The organism is Bartonella sp. MR168JLCBS, from assembly GCF_042194175.1.
In genome coordinates, this window is record NZ_JBHIMP010000385.1 from 1 (window position 1) to 295 (window position 295).

1 protein-coding gene is annotated in these 295 nt (G+C 35.9%); it reads right to left on the reverse strand.

The features are described from left to right. On the reverse strand, nt 1-295 hold a 295-nt coding region (locus ACFIK8_RS11540; RefSeq protein ID WP_375669507.1), incomplete at both ends, for a cytochrome c maturation protein CcmE.

The following is a 295-nucleotide window of genomic DNA, read 5'->3' on the forward strand; positions in this document are numbered from 1 at the left end:
ATCAAAATATCCTTCCACGACAACGCCTCGCCCTGCACGAAAAAGATATGGCAATATGCCAATGAAAACAACTTTTGTATGTTTTGCGTTATCCGTTACGAAAAAAGTAACTTTCAACTTCCCAATATATTCAACTGTGCCTTTTTCAACAAAACCACCTAAACGTAAAGGACGTCCTATGAGAATATCTTCTTTTGTGATTTCAGATGGTGTTCGAAAAAAACTCACCATATTACGCATTGCATACATGATAAGACTTATCGCAATTACTACGATGAAAAAGCATAAGAAGATC